The organism is Bifidobacterium simiarum, assembly GCF_002802905.1.
Taxonomy (GTDB): Bacteria; Actinomycetota; Actinomycetes; order Actinomycetales; family Bifidobacteriaceae; genus Galliscardovia; species Galliscardovia simiarum.
The window spans coordinates 1-16,849 of the sequence record NZ_PEBK01000013.1 but is presented as its reverse complement, the minus strand read 5'-3'; the positions used below and the strand labels follow the sequence as shown (position 1 = coordinate 16,849).

The following is a 16,849-nucleotide window of genomic DNA, read 5'->3' as shown; positions in this document are numbered from 1 at the left end:
AACTCCACCCAACAACAGAAAGGAACCCTCAATGAAGAGAGCTATCATCCTGATGTACGACAGCCTGAATCGGCATATGCTACCCCCTTACGGAGATACGGTGGTGAACGCACCGAACTTCGCTCGCCTTGCCGCCAAAGCCGTGACCTTCGACAACTTCTATGCAGGCTCCATGCCCTGCATCCCCGCCCGACGCGAACTGCATACCGGCCGCTACAACTTCATGCACCGTTCCTGGGGTCCACTGGAGCCATTCGATGATTCCATGCCTCAGATCCTCAAGGACCACGGCATCTACACCCATCTGGTCTCCGATCATCCTCACTACTGGGAGGATGGCGGCGCCACCTTCCACACCCGCTACTCCTCATGGGAGTTCTTCCGTGGGCAGGAAGGCGACCCGTGGAAAGCCAACATCGGCCTGTTCCGCCAGCAGGAGGACGGCCCGAATAACGGCATTCCGATCGTCAAGCATGACGCCGTAAACCGCACCTACATGCCTACCGAAGCCGACCACGCGCAGACCCGTACCGTCGACGCGGGCATGGAGTTCCTGGAGACGAACGTCAACGAGGACAACTGGATGCTCCAGCTGGAGCTGTTCGACCCCCATGAGCCGTTCTTCGTGCCGCAGGCGTATCGCGATCTGTACGGACAGGAGCCCAATGACGACCAAATGGACTGGCCTCCGTACGAAAAGGTGAATGAATCCAAGGAATTGGTGGAAAGCGTCCGACTGCAGTACGCCGCACTGGTCTCGATGTGTGATCATTCGCTCGGCCGAGTGCTCGACTTCATGGACGAGCACGACATGTGGAAGGACACTCTCCTCTTCGTCAACACCGATCACGGCTTCCTGCTCGGCGAGCACGGCTGGTGGGCCAAGTCGGTACAGCCATGGTTCAACGAGCTGGTGCATTTGCCGTTGTTCATGTGGGATCCTCGCACCGGCGAGCATGACACTCGTCGCGGCACTCTCGCCCAGACCATCGACATCGCCCCGACCATGCTTCGATACTTCGGTCTTGAGCCCACGAAGGACATGGAAGGTCACGATCTGGCGCAGTCGGTCAAGTCGGAGCCGGAGTCGGAAGCGAGCGCAAGCGATGACGCATCGAACGACATCCACCAACTCCATGAAGGAGCCCTGTTCGGCATCCACGGCGGACATGTGAACGTGACCGACGGACGGTACGTGTACATGCGCGCGGCCAAGGACCCCTCGAACCTGCCTCTGGACGAGTTCACGCTTATGCCCACGCACATGCGCATGCGGTTCAGCCCTCAGGAACTGGCGAACTGGGAGCCGGCGGAACCGTTCAGCTTCACCAAGGACACCCGCGTGATGCGCATTCCGACGCAGAGCATCTGGATGAATCCATGGCGTTACGGCACGCTGTTGTACGATCTGGAAACCGACCCCGGCCAGCATCATCCCATCGATGATCCGAAGGTCGAACTGCGGATGCTAAGGCTGATGGCGAAGCTCATGCACGAAGGCGACGCGCCGGAGAGCCTGTTCCAGCGTCTGGGCATTCCGTTCGAAGGAGAGATCGGCGAAGAGCATCTGCTGGTTCGAGAGCAGGCCGAACGTGCCGAGGAGATCGCCGAACCGATTCCTCTTGACATCAACAAGGAGCCGTTGGTGCATAAGCCGCTTGCGGAGCTGGAGGACGATCTGGTCACCCGCCCGATCATCGAGCACTACATCCCCTCGTGGACCCACACCGAGCTGGTTGCCGTACCTCCACAGCTGAGTCTGCTTGATCTGGTCAAGACCGCAATTATCCCCGTTGACGTCCTTCAGGCCATTTGCGAAGACGTCAGGAACGCCAGCGGGAAGTAACCCCTCCGACAGCCGACACCGGGGAGCGGGGACCGACTGCCAATCACACCCCACTCCCCCTATTTGCCACATATCAGAAAGGTCATTCTCATGGTAGAGGACGTGACATCCAAGACACAAGGCCCTGCCGCCAATGTTGCCGGCACTGCGGGAGAGGCGAAGGTGCCCCACCGCTGGCGCAATCTCGCCACCCTTACCGGCGTGATGGTGGTAGACAACACGGAGGCGAGCGCCACCAACTCGATCTTCCCCGCCATCGCCAGCTCGCTGCACCTCGACAGTGGCCACCTCGGTATCATGACCGCCGCGGGCAAGGTGCTGTCCGCTCCGTTCGGCCCGATCTGGGTGAAGATCTCCGACAAAATCGGCCGTAAGGCCACACTGGTGCTCACCGGTCTTTGCGGTGCGGTGTTCGGCGCGATGGCCGGCTTTGCGAACGGCTGGACGATGCTGCTGATCTCGGTGGCGCTGATGAGCGCTTCGGTGATCGGCGCGCAGCCGATCGTCAACGCGGTGATCGCCGACAGCTTCGACGACAAGGAGCGCGGCAAGGCGTCCGGCATCCTGTACGGCTGCATCAATGGTCTGGCCGCACTGGTCGGCCCGCTGCTCGCCCAGTTCACCGGAATTGACTCCAATGGCTGGCGGTATGCGATGTGGACACTGTCCGGCATCATGGTGCTGGCCTCGTTCATTGTGATCTTCGCGTTCAAGGATCCGGGCGTGGGCGCTTCGGACATTCAGGTCTCCGGCGCGAGCGCCAAGTCCGTGGATGAGAAGCCGACGATGAAGGAGATCCTTGGCCTGTTCAAGATCCCGTCCTATGACATCATGATGATCTCCCGGTTCCTGTCCGGCCATCTGCTGATTCCGATCTTCGGCATCCAGTTCCTGGTGGTGGAACGCGGGTTCACCAACGCGGTCGCCTCGATGGTGCTGCTGCCGTTCGGCATCGGTGCGATCATCGGCAATGTGGGCGGCGGATGGATCGTCAAATGGCTGGACGTGCATTTCCAGCATTATGGACGTATCGTGTTCATTCAGTTCGCCCAGCTGTTCTTCGCTCTCGGCGCGTTCCTCGGCACCCAGTTCTCGTATGACGGCATCACGATCTACGGCGTCTTCTGGTTCCTCATGGGTCTTTCGCAGGGCTTGAATCCGCCGGTCAACCGACCCATCGTCGCCTCGGTGGTCCATCCGCGCCTGCGCGGTCAGGCGTACGCGATCTGGTTGACCATCTTCGAGACCATCGCCTGGGCGATCTTCTCGGTGGCCTGCGGTCAGCTCGCCGACTTCTGGAGCATCCAGAAGGTGTTCCTGTACATCACCGTCGGCCTGCTGGTGCTGAACGCGATCCTGCTGGCCGGTCTGTACAAGACGTATCCGAAGGACGTACGCCGTGTGGAGATGGCGCTGGAGGCCGAGCGCGCATAGCATCTCCGGTCGGCGGCGATCGGCCCCTATCGATCACCGCCGACCGTCCACCATGGCACGACAACACCTCGGCATGGAGATTGGAGTTTCCCGATGAAGCGATTCCCAGGCAGTGTCTACGACCACGGTTCCGAGCCGGACCCCCGGTTTACGCTGGCCAACGAGCGAACGTTTCTGGCATGGTGTCGCACGTCGTTGGCTCTGATCTCCATCGCCGTGGCACTCGACAATCTTTCGGTGCGCATCGACCCGACCGTCAAGCTCGCCGTGGTGATCACGGTGATGCTGATGGGCATCGCGCTGCCAGCCGCCGCATGGCGTGACTGGGCGCATAACGAACGGGCGATGCGTGTCTCTTCGCCACTGCCCAGCTCTCTGGCACAACTGCTGCTGGCCGTCGGTGTCACCGTCTGCTCCGTGGCCGTACTGATTGGCATGGTGATGGCATGGTAGGGAATGACGGGGTTCGCCGCGGCGACGTGGTCGACAAGGGCCTGCAGATCGAGCGGACCAGACTGTCTTGGAAACGCACCGTGCTCAATATGACCGTCTTCTCGATTCTGGCATTGCGCATTCTGCCGATGTGCTATGCGACATGGGGGCTGATCGTCGGTGTGATCGGCGTGGCGATCACCGCAATCGCCTGCATGGAATACCGCCGCAGATCCTCGTTCTACACGGTCTGGTTCGTTCACGTGGACGCAATCCGCAAAACCGCGTCAAAACCCGATGATGATCCAGTACGGGCGATCACCCTGCCCACCCGGGAACGTCTCGGATCGGATGGGAGTGGACTGCTGGCCATCGCAGCGGGAATCAGTATCTGCTCCGTCATCTGTCTACTGCTTGCACTGTTCGTACCGTCGGCCGGTCCGTCGGTCATCTCATCGCTCGTTTCAGCGTTCGCACCCAACTGACCGCCCCCTACCCAGACTTTTGCCCAGTCTTACCGATTCACCACAGCCACCGAAAACCATCTCATCACCATCGTCCACCCCGATCTGAAAGGATCACATCATGCTCGCCGCCGACCGTCGCAACATCCCCTTCTCCGCCGTGTGCAAGCCGGCCGGCGCAGCCTGCAACATCAACTGCGAATACTGCTTCTTCCTCTCCAAGGATCTGCTGTTCGACGAGCGCGGCCAGCGTATGAGCGACGAAACGCTGGAGACGTACATCCGCGAATACCTGTCCGCCCAGCTGGACGGGCCCGTGGAGGCGCCTTGGCAGGGCGGCGAGCCCACGCTGCGCGGGGTCGAGTTCTTCGAACGCACATCCGAACTGATCCGCCGATACGCACGCCCGGGGCAGCGTGTGCGACAGTCGATCCAGACCAACGCCACGCTGATCAACGAACGATGGTGCGAACTGCTTCGTCGGGAGAATTTCCTTGTTGGCGTGAGTATTGACGGCCCGAAGGAAATCCATGACCGATACCGGGTGAACAAGGCCGGCCGGGGAACCTTCGATCTGACGGAACGCGGATGGCGACTGCTGAAACAGTACGGCGTGGAGACGAGTCTGCTATGCACGGTGAACAGCAACAACGCCAAGCATCCGACGGAGGTCTATCGATTCTTCCGCGACGACCTCGGAGCTGATTTCATCCAGTTCATTCCGATCGTGGAGCGTGTGCCGCGGCAATACCGTCGGGAGGCCGAACACGGGTGGATCAAGACCAGCGGTGAGCGGATCCTCTACCGACAGCAGGGCGACGAGGTCACATCCCGTACCGTACGCCCCGACGACTACGGCACGTTCATGACCACCATCTTCGACGAATGGGCCACGCATGACGTAGGGCGCGTGTACATTCAGCAGGTCGATTCGATGCTGGCGAACTACTTCGGACGACCTACGCTGTGCACCCATTCGCGCACCTGCGGTGATGCCTTAGCCGTGCTGCACAACGGCGACGTATACAGCTGCGATCATTTCGTGGAGCCGGGGTATCGGTTGGGCAATATCACCGATCCCGGGGTCGGATTCGCGGATCTGGTGGGGTCGGCACAGCAGCAGGCGTTCGGCTCACGCAAATCCGGGACGCTGCCCCAGCGATGCCTGAGCTGCCCGATGCGGTGGGCATGCAACGGAGGATGCCCGAAGGACCGTTTGACGCACGTCGAAGGAGAACGATTCCCGGTGAACTATCTGTGCCGCGGATTCTATCGGTTCTTCAGCCACGCGACCCCGTACATCGTGAGGATGGCGAAAGAGATGATGATAGGTCGGAGCCCTGAGGCGATGATGCAGGGCGCGCGAGAGATGATGGCGGCGGAGCGGAATGCGGCTGCGGCAAGGGACTCGGTCGCGGTGAAGGAGACGACCGTAGTGCCGGACGCAAGCGTGGCGCAGGGCGCGAAGATCTCCCAGGATGTGCTGGAATCGGCAAGCTGAGGCGGACCGGCGTCGGAAACGAAATCCGCGGAAATAAGCGCGACACGCCGACAATAGACAGATTCAAGGTCGTTCGCTATTATATCTACTTGTGCGATTTCAAGACCGCACCAAAGGATCGGGCCCGTAGCTCAGGTGGTTAGAGCGCATCCCTGATAAGGATGAGGTCGGAGGTTCAAGTCCTCCCGGGCCCACGATGAAGAAAGAAGCGGCTTACAGGCCGCTCTTTTTTTCTCATCACATCGATTCGGTTCGACTCGTCAGAGCCGGTACAATGAATGGTGTTCGGGGCTATAGCGCAGTTGGTAGCGCATCTGCTTTGCAAGCAGAGGGTCGCCGGTTCGAACCCGGCTAGCTCCACTACTGAAACCCTTGGAATTGCAACGATTCCGAGGGTTTTCGTTTTATCTGCCAAAAGGCAAATCTAGGCCGTTTTAGGCCCTTTTATCGCGTAATGTGACGCATATATGGCGCGTATGTGGCGCATATGAGGTGCACGGGGGGTGCACGAAGAATGCCCTATTACACGTATGTTGCACGAAAATCACCGAAAATCAGGACGAGGACTGTTCCACAGGAATCCCGACGTACAAGGCGGATCCGAAAACTAACGGTGCACAGACGGTGCAAGAGACGCACGAAGATCCAGCACACAGACCGCACAGAGCAGGAACATCATCCAACGAAGACCGATCGCCGGTCGGACACTTCACAATCAGCGTCGTCCGCACACTTATCGCACACCGCACTCAGGCAATCACCAGAAAAACCGACAGGGACTCCAAGCCAAACACATCGTTACGCCAAGCAACACCGGGTTATATAGGACATGTCAACGGAAAGCACGGCAAGGCCCCGGAAAAGCCGAACCGCGCGGAACGCAGGCCAGACCGACGGACGCCAACGCGACCGCAACGCCAGTCCCCAGGTCCGATAACTGAACCTCTCTTCTTCTCTCTTCCTCTCACAAGCCCCGGCGGACCGCAACGCCGGGGCTTTTCTTATCCACCGGAGCACCGTGCCCGCACGCTCCGGACACCGATAACCCCACGCCGGACGAATCGTTCCAGATTGAATGTCTCTCCGCGACCGAAGGCATTCCCCTGATGCGTTACTTCATACATTTTTTCGCCTGAACATGATCATTCCCCTTCACCATTGAAATCACAACGTTTCAACGATCAGACCGTCACGATTCCTAGGGTATAGATCTTGGATTTATACACGATTCCTAGACCATAAGTATGGTGATTTATACACGATTCCTAGACCATAAGACCGTCCGAGGAATACAGCTCCAGCACACCGCACTCAGGCATTCATCAGAGAAACCGGCCAAGACTCCAAGCCAAACGCATCGTTGCGCCAAGGAACAGCGGGTTATATAAGACATGTCAACGGAAAGCACGGCAAGGCCCCGGAAAAGCCGAACCGCGCGGAACGCAGGCCAGACCAGCGGCATCAACTCCGCAAGGTCCGATAACTGAACCTCTCTTCTTCTCTCTTCCTCTCACAAGCCCCGGCGGACCGCAACGCCGGGGCTTTTCTCTTGCCCCCACACCAGACGAAACCACTCCCCCAGACGCCACACCGGCGGCCATACGAATAATCCCCATAGTCATCCACAGACGGGCATAACTATGGGGATTATTCAGATTATTCAACACTCACCCAGCACCCTACTTCGACAGGCTGCGGATCTTCCTCAGCGCACCGCGACCGATCGCATGGGCCGTGCCGGCACCCTGTCCGCGCACGCCGATCACCACGATCACCACCATCAGCAGGCACAGCAGACCGCTGACGCGCAGCACCCACTGGATGCCGAAGATGTTCGCCAGCGCCGCCGTCTCGGCCCCTCCGCCGAGCGCGGCATGGCGCATGGCGGTGAATGTCTCCATAAGGATCACCAGCACCGGCGCGCCCATCGCGCCCGCGATCTGACGGGCCGTGTTCGTCACCGCGGAACCGGCGGAAACCTCGTCCTCCTCCAGGCAGTTGAGCGACCAGGTGGTGATCGGCATCAGCACGAATCCCATGCCGATCTGACGGACGAACTGGCAGATCGAAACCCACCAGATCCATGACGTCGCCGAAATCAGGCTCATGCCGAACGTGCCGATCGTAAGCACCGAACTGCCGAGGATCGCCACCGGCCGTGCACCGAACCGATCAAGCATCTTGCCGCCGAAGAACTGCGCGATCGCCATGCCCAGCGCGCCGGGCAGCATGATCAGACCGCTCATCGTGGCCGAATAGCCGCGGTCGTTCTGAATGTACAGCGGCATGACCACGAGGATCGAGCTGAAGGCGAAGAACGCGATCGACGCCGTGCAGGTGCCGACGGTGAATCCGCGGTTGGCGAGCACATGCAGGTTCAGCAGCGGCTCCTTGGTGCCGGTACCGGCCTCACGAGCCCGCTGGCGGCGTACCTGCCGCATGACGAACCAGATGATGCCCAGCACGCCGATCAGCATCGGCAGACCGGTCATCGGGTGGATCAGCGGGAAGCTCTGGATGTTGGTGAAGCCGAACATCAGTCCGCCGAATCCGAAGATGGAGAGGACGACCGAGAAGAAGTCGGCCTGCGCGTTCGGATCGTTTTCGCCGAAGTTGCGCAGTCCCACGACGGCCGCGATGACGCTGACCACGCCAATGATGGTGAGGGTGAGGAACATCGATCGCCATCCGCTCAGATCGGTCTGCAGACCGCCGAGCGTGGGGCCGATCGCCGGTGCGACGCTCATCGCCAGACCGACCGTGCCCATAGCCATGCCGCGCCGGTCGAGCGGGTAGATGGAGAACACCGTGATTTGCAGGACCGGCCACATCACGCCCGTGCCGATGGCTTCGAGCAGACGTCCGGCAAGCACCAGCACGAAGTTGGGAGCGAGCCACGAGAGGGCCGAGCCGGCGGTGAAGACCAGCATCGAGGTGATGACGATCTGCCTGGTGGAGAAGCGGCGGGTCATGAATGCGGTGAGCGGCACCATCACGCCCATCACCAGCTGGAAGACCGAGGTAAGCCATTGACCGATGGTCACGGAGATGTGGAATTCGTCGACGATGGCCGGCAGCGCGGAGCTGAGCTGCAGCTGGGTGAAGTTGCCGACGAACGTGATGAAGGTGAGGATCGTCAGCGAGATGAACGCGGGCCGGCTGAGTTTGCCGTTCACGTAGGCTTCGCTGCGGACCAGGGTTTTGGTTTTTGGGCCGACCGGCCTGTGTTTGGCGGGTGCCGGGTTATCCCCAGACTTGTTCGGGTTGTTCACCGGGGTTGTGGATTGCGAGGACCGTTCCTCGTCGTTCTGATCGTCGTATCGTTTATCGGACCGTGATTCCGCCATGCTTCACCTGTTTCATTACTCATCCTCTGCCGCAGCGAATATGCCAGATTCCGCCGAATCGTCTTGGCGGCCCTTGGTAGCCCTTGGTGGCAGTCGCCACGTGTTTCCTTGGCCGGCTTGGTCGTCATCGGTCGGCGCCCATTTCGTATGATCTGGTGTTCGCAGTCGGTCACCGTTTGACCGACGAATGCACTCTATACCTTTTCCCCGATTTACGCCTTCAGCGGTGTCACGCTGCGGGCATGCAGACCTCTCGCACCAGACCCTAGGGAATTCGATCGGCCTCCGGGGGAGCTATCTCCATTCTGAGAGCACTTTCACAGGCCTTGCAGACACCTAACTGCATTCTGCGGGTCATTCAGACGCGATATCCGAAGTATCATCGTTGATATTGCAACGCTCATACTGTGCATATCGTCATGAGTCCGCCCCACAAAATGGAGATAGGTGTTTGCAGGACCCCAAAATCTGCCCTCAAAATGGAGATAGGTCACGAGCGACGGAAGAAATCGCGCGCGAACCGGCTTAACGGCAGGTGAACATTGCCGCCGGCCTCTGTACTTCCCGAGATTCGTCTTCTAGATTTGAGCATGAACCGTTCCGATGAGATGTGGGGCATCGGACGTTTATCAAAGGAGATCACTATGACACAGAAGGTTGCATTCGTCACCGGTGGCGCACAGGGCATCGGCAAGGCCATCGTCACCCGCCTGTCATCGGATGGATTCGCCATCGCCGTGGCCGATCTGAATCTGGACGGCGCGCAGAAAGTGGCCGACGAGCTTAACGCCAAGGGCGGCAAGGCCATTGCGGTGAAGGTGAACGTGGCCGATCGCGATGATTACTTCCGCGCGGTGGACGAGGCCGTTGAGAAGCTAGGCACGCTGGACGTGCTGGTGAACAACGCCGGTCTCGGCCCCACCACTCCGATCGATACGATCACCCCGGAACAGTTCGACAAGGTGTACCACGTGAACGTGGCCGGCGACATCTGGGGTATTCAGGCCGCGATCAAGCACTTCCGCGCCAAGAAGACCGACGACGAGATCAAGGGCAAGATCATCAACGCCACGTCGCAGGCCGGCGTGGTCGGCAACCCAAATCTCGCGCTGTACTCGGGCACGAAGTTCGCCGTGCGCGGCATCACGCAGGTGACGGCCCGCGATCTCGCCCCGGAGGGCATTACGGTGAACGCCTACGCGCCCGGCATCGTGAAGACTCCGATGATGTTCGACATCGCCCATCAGGTAGGCAAAAACGCCGGTAAGAGCGACGAGTGGGGCATGCAGACCTTCTCGAAGGACATCGCGCTGGGGCGCCTTTCCGAGCCCGAGGACGTGGCCGCGGCCGTGTCGTTCCTGGCGGGACCGGATTCCGACTACATCACCGGACAGACCATCGAAGTCGATGGCGGCATGCAATTCCACTGATCGACCGACCGGGCCAACCGTCCCGTCCGTCCGGCTGATCAGTTGGCCACACGATTGACCAGACCAACGAGCCAAATCGGCACGGCTCCAGACAGACGAACCCAACGATCACACGCAATAAGCCTTCGCCACACAACACGGCGAAGGCTTATTGCGTTGTGGCGAGCGCGGGAAGAGCGGTACGAACTGACACGCTTGAAAGCAGATCGTAACCTCGCCGTTAACACAGCACTTTATGATCATCCCGCAATCAGGTACACAAAAAGTTTGAGTTCCACAATATTGATTGAAGAATTCAACAAAATATAGAGAGTCGTGACAAAATGTTTGATACGATAATCCCATAGATACAGTACTTGGTTTCAGCGGAGAAGCCGAAGGGAGGTGACATCAGTGGCTAACAACAACCAACACAACGCTCAGCCGGATACGACATTGACCATTGCCGAGGAACGAAAAGCCATCTTCAACGCATTGAAGCAACTGGCGGAACCATTGTCAAAGGTCATGCCGCAAACCGAAGTCGCCATTCACGACCTCAGCAAACTGCCGAATTCGATCGTAGCCATCAGCGGCAATGTAACCGGTCGAGAAGAAGGCTCCCCGGCCACCGATATGCTTCTCACCGAGGCAGCCAATGGCCGAGTACGCACGCAAATGAACTATCACACCAAGCTTCCCGATGGCCGCGAGCTACGCTCCACCACCATTGCCATACCCGACAGCAACGGTGACGTATTCGCGACACTCTGCATCAACAGCGAGGTCTCCGTCTGGCATCAGATCTCCGACATCGCAGAAATGATGGCAGGAGCCGCGCCGGAGCCCCAGCCCAAGGAAAACTTCGTGCAGAATGTCAACGAACTGGCGGACCTCATTCTCGACAAAGCCATCGAGGCACAGAACGTACCCGTCGAACTGATGAAGAAGGAGCACAAGCTCAGAGCCTTGCAAATCGCTCGGGACAATGGCATGTTCTTACTGCGAGATGCGGCGGACACCGTGGCGGAACGGCTTCACGTATCACGGTTCACCGTCTACAACTATCTCAAGGAGCTCGACGAAGCCGCCGAAACACAAGATCAATCGACTTCCTAGATTGACAGACGGGAGATGTCCTGCACACTGGACGCCGGTCATCTCCCAAATAGTCTGAATCACCCGTCTCATCACATCACATCCGAGACGTATCACGGCCTCAAGCCATAAACGGAACCCCTTTCCGCAACCGCTTTGTTGTCGTTTTTCGCAATCTTTTGCGCATACCCAGCGTCAGCCATACCCAAATTCCAACAGCATCGGAGGCAACAATGTCCCTGCTCACGCCCGCACAATACCGAAACGTCCATAGCATTCGATGGGACGAGGCCATCAAACAGTGCGGAGACGATGTCATCGCACTGTCCGTGGCCGATATGGACTTCGAAGCGCCGAAACCGATCGTAGAGGCCGTCACCAAGCGCGCAGCCATCGGCAACTACTGCTACACGTATCTCGACGACGACTACTACCGTTCAGTCGTCAACTGGCTGAACGTCCGTCATGACTGGAAGATACAGCCGGAAGAAATCGTGGCCGTGGGCCGCATGGTCGAATCCACTCCAGCAGTATTGAGAGAAACCGTAGGCGAAGGCGCCTGCGTCGTAGTGCCCTACCCCGCTTACTCCCCCACTCCTGCCGCCATCCGTGCCGCAGGATGCCACGTCATTCCTTGGAATCTCAAGCTCAACGGCAGCCATTACGAATACGATTTCGAATCGCTGCGTTTCCTGCTCAAAGACGCTGACGCGCTCGTCATCACCAATCCACACAACCCCACCGGCCGCGTATGGACCGAAGACGAATTGCGCAAGATTGCCCAGATTGCCCGCGAAACCAGAACCTTGGTCATTTCCGACGAATTCCACATGGATCTTCTGCATCCCGGACACCGGTTCTGCCCTTATCTCTCCTGTGTCGAGCCCGGAGACCAGGCCATGTCGTTCACCGCGCCGGGCAAGACCTTCAACATCGCCGGTCTTGAAACCGCGAACATCATCGTCCCCGATCCCATCTTGCGAGACAAGGTGCGCAAGGCCATTGATGACGCCGGCTGTCACAACCCGCGTTTCTTCGCGCAGGCCGCCACCATTGCCGGCTACGAGCATTCCGCGGAATGGCTTGATGAACTGCTGGCCTTGGTCGATCATCACGCGCAGCTGCTGGCTCAGACACTTGCCGAAATCAACGGCGCATCATTGATCCCGCCGGAAGGTACCTATCTCGCGTGGATCGATCTTCGAGGCACGGGGCTCGATGATGAGCAGCTGGAATCACACTTGCAAGAACACGGACTCATTCTCACGCCGGGTGTCGAATTCGGCAATGGCGGCAGCGGTTTCATGCGCATGAACCTTGCCGTCCCCACGCCTCTGTTCGAACAGGCGCTGAATCGACTGGAACAGGCCCTTGCCTAGTTCCGGTCGCCGTCATCATTAGTTTTTCTCAGTGTTCTCACTGTAGGGAGAAAGGAATAGCAATGGAAAAGAAGGAAGTCAAGAAGAGGGAGGTCAAGCAGCCTTCGCTGTTTGTGGCTTTGATCCCCATATTCTTCATGTGTATCTTCATGGGCGTCGGATATGTGGCCATGGGCCTGCCCTCCGAGCCGATGATGATCCTCACCGCAGTGGTTGCGGGCATCATCGCATGGCGTCTGGGCCATAGCTTCAACGACATGATCCACACCATTGCGGAGAAGATCGCCAGTGTCATGCCCGCCCTGCTGATCCTGATCACCGTGGGCGCACTGATCGGTTCGTGGATGTCCGGCGGCACCATTCCGATGCTGGTCTACTACGGTCTGAAGATCGTGTCCCCGCAGTACCTGTACATCACGGCCCTGCTCGTCACCGCCATCGTCTCCGTCTGCACCGGTACTTCCTGGGGCTCCATGGGTACCATCGGCGTGGCGTTCATGGGAGTGGCCCTCGGCATGGACGGCGTCAACCCAGCGATCGTCTGCGGTGCCGTGGTCTCCGGCGCCTACTTCGGCGACAAGCTCTCCCCTCTTTCCGGTGATACCAACCTCGCCGCCGCCATCACCCGCGTCGATCTGTTCAAGCACATGGCCCACCTGCTGTGGACCACGCTCTCCTCGCTGATCGTCGCCGCCATCGTCATGTTCTTCGCGGGCCAGACCGTCCACGTCTCCAGCGGATCCATTGCCAAGATCGAGCAGATCAACGGCACGCTCTCCTCGATCTACGACATGAACGTCATCATGCTGCTCATCCCGGTGCTCATCATTCTGGTGGGATCGATGCTGCGCAAGCCCACGATCCCCGTTATGCTGCTGTCGTCCGCCGTGGCCATGTTCAACACGGTTGTCATCCAGCATTTCTCCGTGGCGAGCGCCTTCAACGCCGTGGTCTCAGGTTTCGACACCACCACGTTCCTCGGTGAGAACTATGATCTCGGTCCCGCCGCCGAAGACATCTCCAGCCTGCTGAACCGTGGCGGCATGTCCGCCATGATGAGCACCCTGCTGATCGCGTTCTGTGCTCTGTCGTTCGCCGGCATTCTCTCCTGCTCCGGCGCACTGGATACCATCGTCAACAACCTGCTGAAGGTCGCCAAGAGCACCGGCTCGCTGATCGTGGTCACGCTGGTTACCGGCGTGCTGACCATCGCCACCACCTGCAACGGCCAGGTGTCTCTGGTACTGCCCGGCGAACTGCTGCGACCGGCTTATATCAAGCGCGGACTGCATCCATGCAACCTCTCTCGAAGCATCGAGGATTCCGGCACGATCTTCGAACCGATTCTGCCGTGGACCGCCGCCGGCGCCTACTGCGCTTCCACGCTGGGCGTTGCCACGCTGAGCTACATGCCTTGGGCCACCCTGTGTTGGACCGGCGTCATCTTCGCTACGATCTGGGGCTTCACCGGCATCGGTATCACCAAGCTCACCCCGGAAGAGCAGAAGGAAATGCTCGCCGAACTCGAAAAGGAAGAGCAGCAGAAGGAAATCTCCGCCTGATCTTTCCGGCAATCGCATCATCAGTGCTCCCTCTTCGGTTACGGGGAGGGAGCACTATATTGCTTATTTTGCTCATCATCAGCCAGTCTGATGAGTCACATCAGACATCGTTGGCTCAGTAATCACACACCACATACTCAAAGGAGACACTATGGCTGGACCGTATTCCGTTGTTCGCGAGGCGGGGGATCTGGTGTTCGTGTCGGGGCAGCTGCCGATCGACCCGGAGACGGGTGCCACGCCGGAAGGCATCGAGGCGCAGACTCTCGTGGCGCTGCGCAATCTCGAGGCCGCGGTGATCAGCGCCGGCCTGACCAAGGACGACATCGTGAAGACCACCGTGTTCATGACCGATTTCGCCGAATTCCCGGCCATGAACGCCGCATACGCCGGCTTCTTCGGCGAACCGTATCCTGCCCGCAGCGCCATGGAGGTCGGAGCCCTCGCCGCCGGTGCCGCCATCGAGATCGAAGCCATCGCACGTCGCTCCTGATCAGCGATCCCGATCCGCGCTCCCGATCTGAGCTCTCGGCCCGTAACACCACTCCGACTCGTATCAGGGCGGAAGACCGTGCATCATACGGTCTTCTGCCCTGTTTCGGTTCCGACCCCATCCATCAGTTCCGCCCGAATCCGCCCGAGCCCATCCGTATCCGTGACGCACCGCTCCCATCCGCCCACATCAGTTCCGCCCCGACTCTCCCCGAATCCGCCCGATGGACGCAACCGCCCCATCCCGGGGCATACGGCCTAGGATCGGGCTAATAGGCAAAACGCGGGCGTAACGCCGCGATAACGCACGATCAACGGATCGTAATCACCGAACCAGAGGGGGTGCGACGGTGAAGGTTTCGATCATCGGGGCAGGCAATACAGGACTCGCGCTGGCAGTGCATCTGCTGGCCAGCGGCCATGCGCCATTGGTGTATACGCGCAGTGAAGCCAAGGCTCGATTACTGACGGAACGGGGGCTGACCGTGACCGGCCGATTCTCCGATACGTCCGTAATCCCCGCGACCACCGATCTCAGCGAGGCCGCGCGATACGGCGAGGTGATCGTCATCTGCACCTGGGCCAACGCCCACCGAGAAGTGTTCGACCGGCTGTACGCCGCAGCGGAGGGACGGCCGCTGCACGTTCTGGTGCTCAACGGCAATTGGGGTGCCGTCGAGGCCTTCGCCGCCTGGCGTGCGACAACCGCAGCAGCCCGCACCACCGCAGCAAACCATATCCCCGAGTCAGACGAATCAGCCGGAACAGCAGACGGCAGCCAGACCGTCCCCGCCCGCACGATCGCAGCCACCACGATCGCGGCCCCCATGATCGCGAAGGTGGGCAGCATCACCGAGAGCACTGGCATGCCGTATGTGGCTCATCTGGAAGGAACCTGGTCGACGCAGACCCCGCCGATATTGCATGTCACGGCGGTGAAGACCACGATCACCGTAGCGTCGATAACCTCCACGTCGTCCGCGTCAAATGAAACGTCCGGTTCCCGGGATGGGAAAGATTCAGCCCCCGTCGATGATCTGATCACCGATCTGTATGATCAGGTGGAATACGCATCGTCGGTGTTCGAAACCTCGTTGTGCGCACCGAATCCGATTATCCACGCGCCGATGTGTCTGCTCAACATGACCCAGATTGAGCAGGGCAAGCCGTTCCACATGCTGACGGACGGATTCAGCGAGCACGCGGAGCGACTGATCGCCCATATCGACGGGGAACGTCATGCGCTGGCCGAGGCCCTCGACGTACCGTATATCCCGATCGTCAAGCAGCTCAACGGATTCTGGGATAGCGATTACCCCACACTGACCGAACTGTTCCGCAACAACCCCGTATACCGTGAAGTGATGGGCCCGGATTCGACCACGCACCGATTCATTCAGGAAGACATCCCCTATGGCATCGCCCCGCTGGTCTCATTGGGCCGACTGATCAACGTCCCCACCCCAACCTGTGCGGCACTGCTGACCCTGTACTCCGACTATTTCAACGTCCCGTATCAGGGACCGACGTTCGCAAACGACCTGATCGCGGCCCTGCGAGACCGCTGACGGGGGTTGGAGCCGTTTCGTCGCGGCTTCGCCATCGGGTCACCTCATCAGTCAGCCCTGCGGCTGCCAGCTTCCCCTCAAGGGGAAGCCCGTACCGGACGAAGCACGCCCCTGCGGGGCCTTCCCCCGGCGAGGGAAGGTGGCCGTCGAAGACGGCCGGATGAGGGGCCAGGAAAAACAAACCCCCGGAAACACGAAAACGCCCCGAGGCCTAAGCCATCGGGGCGTTCCCACACAAGAAATAAAGCGGCGGTGTGCTACTCTCCCACACCCTATCGAGTGCAGTACCATCGCCGTGCCAGGCCTTAGCTTCCGGG

The 16,849-nt window shown here is 59.6% G+C and carries 12 protein-coding genes and 2 tRNA genes; 13 read left to right on the top strand and 1 reads right to left on the bottom strand.

Going from position 1 to position 16,849, the window contains the following annotated elements:
* Positions 1 to 31: 31 nt before the first annotated feature.
* The 7 genes from CSQ87_RS10115 (at position 32) to CSQ87_RS10085 (ending at position 6,037) form a co-directional block, all read left to right on the top strand.
* Complete coding sequence (locus CSQ87_RS10115; protein ID WP_100513757.1) at positions 32 to 1,846, top strand: sulfatase; 1,815 nt, start codon at positions 32 to 34, stop codon at positions 1,844 to 1,846.
* A 90-nt stretch (positions 1,847 to 1,936) separates the two neighbouring features.
* Complete coding sequence (locus CSQ87_RS10110) at positions 1,937 to 3,280, top strand: MFS transporter (protein ID WP_100513756.1); 1,344 nt, start codon at positions 1,937 to 1,939, stop codon at positions 3,278 to 3,280.
* Positions 3,281 to 3,373: 93 nt separating this feature from the next.
* Entirely contained in the window at positions 3,374 to 3,733 is a 360-nt protein-coding gene (locus CSQ87_RS10105; protein WP_100513755.1) for a YidH family protein, read from the top strand.
* Positions 3,727 to 4,197 carry a DUF202 domain-containing protein gene (locus tag CSQ87_RS10100; protein WP_100513754.1) on the top strand — a complete coding sequence of 157 codons (471 nt, stop codon included), beginning with the start codon at positions 3,727 to 3,729 and terminating at the stop codon, positions 4,195 to 4,197. The genes CSQ87_RS10105 and CSQ87_RS10100 overlap by 7 nt, the downstream gene beginning before the upstream one ends.
* A 100-nt stretch (positions 4,198 to 4,297) precedes the next feature.
* Positions 4,298 to 5,677, top strand: coding sequence for an anaerobic sulfatase maturase (locus tag CSQ87_RS10095; protein WP_100513753.1), 1,380 nt, complete (start codon positions 4,298 to 4,300; stop codon positions 5,675 to 5,677).
* Between the two features lie 120 nt (positions 5,678 to 5,797).
* A tRNA-Ile gene (locus tag CSQ87_RS10090) sits at positions 5,798 to 5,871 on the top strand.
* Positions 5,872 to 5,964: 93 nt separating this feature from the next.
* A tRNA-Ala gene (locus CSQ87_RS10085) sits at positions 5,965 to 6,037 on the top strand.
* A gap of 1,319 nt (positions 6,038 to 7,356) precedes the next feature.
* Here CSQ87_RS10085 and CSQ87_RS10080 read toward each other — a convergent pair.
* Complete coding sequence (locus tag CSQ87_RS10080; RefSeq protein WP_100513752.1) at positions 7,357 to 9,024, bottom strand: MDR family MFS transporter; 1,668 nt, start codon at positions 9,022 to 9,024, stop codon at positions 7,357 to 7,359.
* Positions 9,025 to 9,668: 644 nt separating this feature from the next.
* Between CSQ87_RS10080 and CSQ87_RS10075 the strand changes: the two genes are divergently transcribed.
* The 6 genes from CSQ87_RS10075 to CSQ87_RS10050 all read left to right on the top strand — a co-directional run bounded on the left by CSQ87_RS10075 (position 9,669) and on the right by CSQ87_RS10050 (position 16,532).
* A complete protein-coding gene (locus tag CSQ87_RS10075) occupies positions 9,669 to 10,454 on the top strand; it encodes a (S)-acetoin forming diacetyl reductase (RefSeq protein WP_100513751.1) in 786 nt (261 codons plus the stop codon).
* Positions 10,455 to 10,847: 393 nt separating this feature from the next.
* Positions 10,848 to 11,552 (top strand): helix-turn-helix transcriptional regulator, encoded by a 705-nt coding sequence (locus CSQ87_RS10070; RefSeq protein WP_100513750.1) that lies wholly within the window; start codon positions 10,848 to 10,850, stop codon positions 11,550 to 11,552.
* 212 nt (positions 11,553 to 11,764) lie between these two features.
* Positions 11,765 to 12,910, top strand: a complete 1,146-nt coding sequence (locus CSQ87_RS10065; RefSeq protein ID WP_100513749.1) for a MalY/PatB family protein — start codon at positions 11,765 to 11,767, stop codon at positions 12,908 to 12,910.
* 62 nt (positions 12,911 to 12,972) lie between these two features.
* Positions 12,973 to 14,472: a Na+/H+ antiporter NhaC gene (gene nhaC / locus CSQ87_RS10060; RefSeq protein ID WP_100513748.1), complete on the top strand. Its 1,500-nt coding sequence runs from the start codon at positions 12,973 to 12,975 to the stop codon at positions 14,470 to 14,472.
* Positions 14,473 to 14,623: 151 nt separating this feature from the next.
* Positions 14,624 to 14,965: a RidA family protein gene (locus tag CSQ87_RS10055; RefSeq protein ID WP_100513747.1), complete on the top strand. Its 342-nt coding sequence runs from the start codon at positions 14,624 to 14,626 to the stop codon at positions 14,963 to 14,965.
* 349 nt (positions 14,966 to 15,314) lie between these two features.
* Entirely contained in the window at positions 15,315 to 16,532 is a 1,218-nt protein-coding gene (locus CSQ87_RS10050) for an NAD/NADP octopine/nopaline dehydrogenase family protein (protein WP_100513746.1), read from the top strand.
* The last annotated feature ends 317 nt before the right edge of the window (positions 16,533 to 16,849 follow it).